The organism is Paracoccus sp. S4493 (assembly GCF_000967735.1).
GTDB classification, from domain to species: Bacteria; Pseudomonadota; Alphaproteobacteria; order Rhodobacterales; family Rhodobacteraceae; genus Paracoccus; species Paracoccus marcusii.
Genome location: NZ_JXYF01000195.1, coordinates 1 through 4,806 on the forward strand (window position 1 = coordinate 1; position 4,806 = coordinate 4,806).

Sequence of the window (4,806 nt, forward strand, 5' to 3'; positions counted from 1 at the left end):
CCCAGGCAAGAGCGCGCGCGCATATGGCGATCTATCATCTCAGGGCCACGATGATCTCCCGCTCTGCCGGGCGCAGCGCCACGGCGGCGGCGGCGTACCGCAGCGCCGAGCTGATCGTGGATCAGCGCACCGGCCTCGCCTTCGACTACCGCGCCCGCGGCGGCGTCGATCACGTCGAGACCCTCGCCCCCGCGGATGCCCCGACCTGGGTGCAGGACCGGGCGGCGCTGTGGAACGCGGTGGAGCTGGCCGAGACGCGCAAGAACAGCCAGGTCGCCCGTGAGGTCAGGGTAGCCTTACCCTGCGAGCTGGACGCCGTGCAGCGGCTGCAGCTCGTCCGCGACTTCTGCCAGCGCGAATTCGTGGACCGGGGCATGGTGGCGGATATCGCCCTGCACGCCCCCGGGCGCGAAGGGGACGAGCGCAACCATCATGCCCATATCCTGCTGACCACCCGGGAGATCGGTCCCGAGGGGTTCACCACCAAGAACCGGGACTGGAACGCCAAGGAACTGCTGGAGGGCTGGCGGGAGGCTTGGGCACGCGATACCAACCACGCCCTGGAGCGCTGTGGTGCCGAGACCCGCGTCGATCACAGGAAACTGGAAGCGCAGCGTATCGAGGCACAAGAGCGCGCCCAGAATGCCCGGGAACGCGGCGACGAGGCCGAAGCCCTGCGCGAGACGGTCCGGGCCGTCTCGCTGGACCGCCAGCCCCTGCCGCAGCTCTCCGCCGGGGCGTGGCAGCTCAAGGAGCGCGGCATCGAGGTCGCGGCCGTGCAGGTCTGGCGGGAGATCAAGGAACAGGCCGCCGAGGTTGCCCGCGTGGCGCAGGAGCTGGCCGAGAAGGCACGCGCCTGGCTGGAGCGTGTCACGGAACGGGCGGCGGAACAGGTCCGCGGCGTCGTGGAACGCGTTGCGCCCGCCGATGCTTGGGGAGAGTTTCTTGCTGCCGCAGCGCCCGGCGCGTCAGCCGCCGCCGAGGGGCTGGCGCGGGATCTCGAGGTCGAGCGCCGGCAAGCGGCGCAACGCGAGGCTGCCGAGCGGGAGGCGCGGGAACGGGTGCAGGAGCGCCAGGCCCATGAACGCGACAGAGGCGATGATCACGGCTTGTAGGACCTGCGGCTGGCAATGTTGGTCAGAGTTCTGACGCGCAACGCCCGTTCCGGGAAGAACGGCAAATTTTTCAAAGGGCAGTTGCCAAGATGGCTTCCCCTTTTTCACATCAAGAAGGAAAAACGTTTTCATCAATCTTCAAGCGTATTACGAACGCGAACCAAGCAAGACCGTGACACTGCTTCTGGTCGAAGATAGAAGATTGTTTTGGGGCGGATAGGAATGGCAAAGAAGCCACAAGTAGATATCAAAATTACTGATACAATGCGCGCGGCTGCTGAAGCCGAAATCATCGCGCAGTCGAAGCGTATTGAGTTCTATCTAACCGAATTTTCGATTGAGATACTCGCTGGCAAGATGGCGGGTGGCGAGTATGTCGTTCCGGCCTATCAAAGAGAATTTACTTGGGAACCGGAGCGTAAGTCACGCTTCATTGAGTCAATCATCATGGGTTTGCCGATCCCTTTTCTGTTCTTTTGGGAAATGGAAAATGGGAAATTGGAGATCGTGGACGGATCTCAACGCCTTCGAACTCTCGCTGAATTTGTTCTTGGAGACTTCCGTTTAGGTGAGCTTGATGCACTGCCAACGATTTCCGGTTTTCGGTTCGCAGATCTTCCGGAAGGTAGACAGCGCAAAATACGCAATAGGTCTATTCGCGGCATTGTCTTGAATGAGCATGCCGACGAGCAAGCTCGCTTCGACATGTTTGAGAGGATCAACACCTCCAGCAAGGCGGCCAACGACGCGGAGGTTCGTCGTGGCGCGCTGGCTGGGCCATTTATGAAAATGGTCATCTCGCTAGCTACGAATCCGACATTCGAGGAAATCGCTCCTGTATCCGATAAGCAACGTAAGGAGCGAGAGCGTGAAGAGTTGGTAATTCGGTTCTTTGCATATGGAGATGGGCTTGACGGCTACAAAGACCGTCCGCGCGAATTTATTTTTGATTATGCAAAGAAGATGAACGCAGAAATGGATGCGCGACCAGATCTTATTGACGAATATAAGATGCGTTTTGAGATGATGGTTGCATTTGTTCATAAGCATTTTGCAAGCGGATTTCGCCGCACGCCATCTGGCAAGGCCACACCTCGCGCTCGCTTCGAAGGAATGGCGATTGGTTCGGCACTGGCGCTTCGGGAGCGCCCCGAAATTGCTGATGCCGATCTACGCACTCATGAATGGGTGCATGAAAAGGAATTTAGCAGTATTACTGGTTCGGACGGTGCTAATGCGATTGCACGGTTGCGCAGTCGAATTGAATATGTTCGCACTAGGCTTTTGGATGCCGCGTAATGGAACTAACCTCTGTTTTCGACGAGCGTCTTGACGAAATCACTGCTTATCTTAACCTGCTCCAGGCTATAGAGGTCGAGACGCAGAACGGCCCGCCTCGCATTGGCGCCACCGGCGCCCACATCACTGCGCAGCAACAAAAGATACTTTATTCAGGAATTTTCCTGCATCTCTACAATCTCGTTGAAGCCACCGTTGTGCGCTGCCTTGAGGCTGTAACAGTGGTAGCTCTTACGTCGCATTCTCCGGCACCTTCCGAGCTTACTGACGAGATGAAGAAGGAGTGGGTTCGTGTCATGGCTCGAACCCACATCGAACTTAGTAGTGATAACCGCCTAGTCGCTGCGCTCCGGCTCTGTGACCATCTCGTGCAAAAGTTGCCTGTGGCGGGTTTCGAAATGGAAAAAGGCGGTGGGGGGAATTGGGACGACGATGCAATCCAATCTGTAGCAGAAAGGCTTGGCCTGAGATTGAGGGTTAGCAGGGAAAGCTACACGGGGATCAAGCGCAAGTTTCGTGATGATCTAGGCGCGCTAGCGCTTATTAAAAAGCGGCGAAACCAACTGGCACACGGCAGCTTGTCGTTCGCTGAGTGCGGCGAAGGTTTGACCGTGACTGAATTGCGCGACTTAGTGAATCGTACTGTTGCTTACCTCCAGGAGGTAATTGCAGAATTTCAAAACTATATAGAAGCGCAGCACTACCTTGCAGCTCACAGGCAAAATAATGTGGCCTGAGTACTTCGCCACGCCAACGATTAAAGCAGTCGATCTCTTTTGTGGTGTTGGTGGACTGACTCACGGGCTCTCGCGTGGCGGCATTGATGTTGTAGCGGGGTACGATATTGATGCCGCGTGCCGCTTTGCCTACGAACGAAACAACGAGGCAAAGTTTATTGAGTGCGATGTTGGTGAACTCGACGCTGTCGATGTGCGCGAACGGCTAAGCGGGGCGAATGTTACCTTGATGGCCGGCTGCGCTCCTTGCCAGCCGTTTTCTACCTATTCACGAACAGGACGGGCAGAGAAAGCCGGAACGGATTGGAACCTGGTGGCGAAGTTCGGTGAGCTTGTGCAGAAGGTTCAGCCTGATCTTGTGACTATGGAGAACGTGCCGGCGCTCAAAGAGCATTCAGTTTTTAAGCGGTTCATCGCCAGTCTTGAGGGCTACGCTGTATCGTGGCGGATCGTGCAGTGTGCAGAAATTGGTATTCCGCAAACACGTAAGAGGCTAGTTCTCTTGGCAAGTCGTTTATCAGACGTTGCTCCATCTATTTCTTGGACTACACGACACAAGATAACCGTTCGCGAGACAATCAGTTCTCTTCCTCGTCTCGCGGCGGGAGAGGAGAGTCTCTCAGATCCACTCCACGTTGCATGTACTCTGAGCGACCTTAACATGCAGCGCATTAAAGCGTCGAAGCCCGGCGGGACGTGGCGCGACTGGCCAGAGGAGCTTAGGGCAACATGCCACCGGCGTTCTTCGGGGGGAACATTCCCGTCGGTGTACGGGCGGATGGAGTGGGATCAGCCGGCGCCCACTATGACAACGCAGTGTTTTGGCTACGGCAACGGCCGCTTCGGGCATCCGGATCAGGATCGAGCGATTTCGCTTCGCGAAGCTGCAATGCTTCAGACGTTTCCTGCTAATTATGAATTCGTACCACCCGGTCAACCGGTCAGATTTTCTTCCTTGGGTCGGCTGATTGGCAACGCAGTTCCGGTGCGTCTTGGGGAGCGGATCGCTGAGAGTTTCGTTACCCATGTCCAAGAGCAGCATCCTGTTAGTGGGTAATATTACAGATCCTTTACCTTCAAAAGAGCGATCGGCGCTTATGGCCCGGGTGCGGCAGCGGGATACAAAGCCTGAGATGCTCGTCCGTCGCGTACTTCATGCCAAAGGCTACCGCTTCCGGTTACAGCGGCGCGATCTACCCGGTTGTCCTGACATCGTGCTGCCAAAGCACAAACTTGCCATCTTCGTTCATGGTTGCTTCTGGCACCGTCATTTAGGCTGTCGGCTGGCATCTACACCTAAAACGAGGGTAGGATTTTGGACTTCAAAATTCGAAGAAAATATTAAACGGGACAAGCGCGCGATCGAGGCATTACAGTGCCTTGGATGGCATACAACTGTCGTATGGGAATGTGAAACTAAGGCTGTTGACTTCAAAGAAAGCCTCGAAAAAAAATACAAGTAGTAATTTCTAGAGAGAAATACTGAGGTAGATAAATTTTCTGTATAATCTACCGGTAATTCAATACCATATTAAAATATTTGTGGCGCTTAAATTGAGTTCGAAAGAATAAAAGATTTAAAGAGGCGAATATGACTATTACAATAGTATGGCGCAGGAAATTTTCTGGTGTTGATGAACCCACATTCCCCAAGT

5 protein-coding genes are annotated in these 4,806 nt (G+C 55.4%); all 5 read left to right on the top strand.

The features are described 5' to 3' along the window. The first annotated feature begins 23 nt into the window (after positions 1-23). The 5 genes from mobQ to vsr all read left to right on the top strand — a co-directional run bounded on the left by mobQ (position 24) and on the right by vsr (position 4,614). Positions 24-1,115, top strand: coding sequence for a MobQ family relaxase (gene mobQ / locus TW83_RS20795; RefSeq protein ID WP_045983829.1), 1,092 nt, complete (start codon positions 24-26; stop codon positions 1,113-1,115). A 222-nt stretch (positions 1,116-1,337) separates the two neighbouring features. Next, positions 1,338-2,414, top strand: a complete 1,077-nt coding sequence (locus TW83_RS16265) for a DUF262 domain-containing protein (RefSeq protein WP_045983830.1) — start codon at positions 1,338-1,340, stop codon at positions 2,412-2,414. After that, complete coding sequence (locus TW83_RS16270; protein ID WP_045983831.1) at positions 2,414-3,151, top strand: MAE_28990/MAE_18760 family HEPN-like nuclease; 738 nt, start codon at positions 2,414-2,416, stop codon at positions 3,149-3,151. The genes TW83_RS16265 and TW83_RS16270 overlap by 1 nt, the downstream gene beginning before the upstream one ends. After that, positions 3,141-4,208, top strand: a complete 1,068-nt coding sequence (locus tag TW83_RS20080) for a DNA cytosine methyltransferase (protein ID WP_084697629.1) — start codon at positions 3,141-3,143, stop codon at positions 4,206-4,208. Before TW83_RS16270 ends, TW83_RS20080 begins: the two co-directional genes overlap by 11 nt. Then, a complete protein-coding gene (vsr, locus tag TW83_RS20085; protein WP_084697631.1) occupies positions 4,177-4,614 on the top strand; it encodes a DNA mismatch endonuclease Vsr in 438 nt (145 codons plus the stop codon). Before TW83_RS20080 ends, vsr begins: the two co-directional genes overlap by 32 nt. Positions 4,615-4,806: the final 192 nt, after the last annotated feature.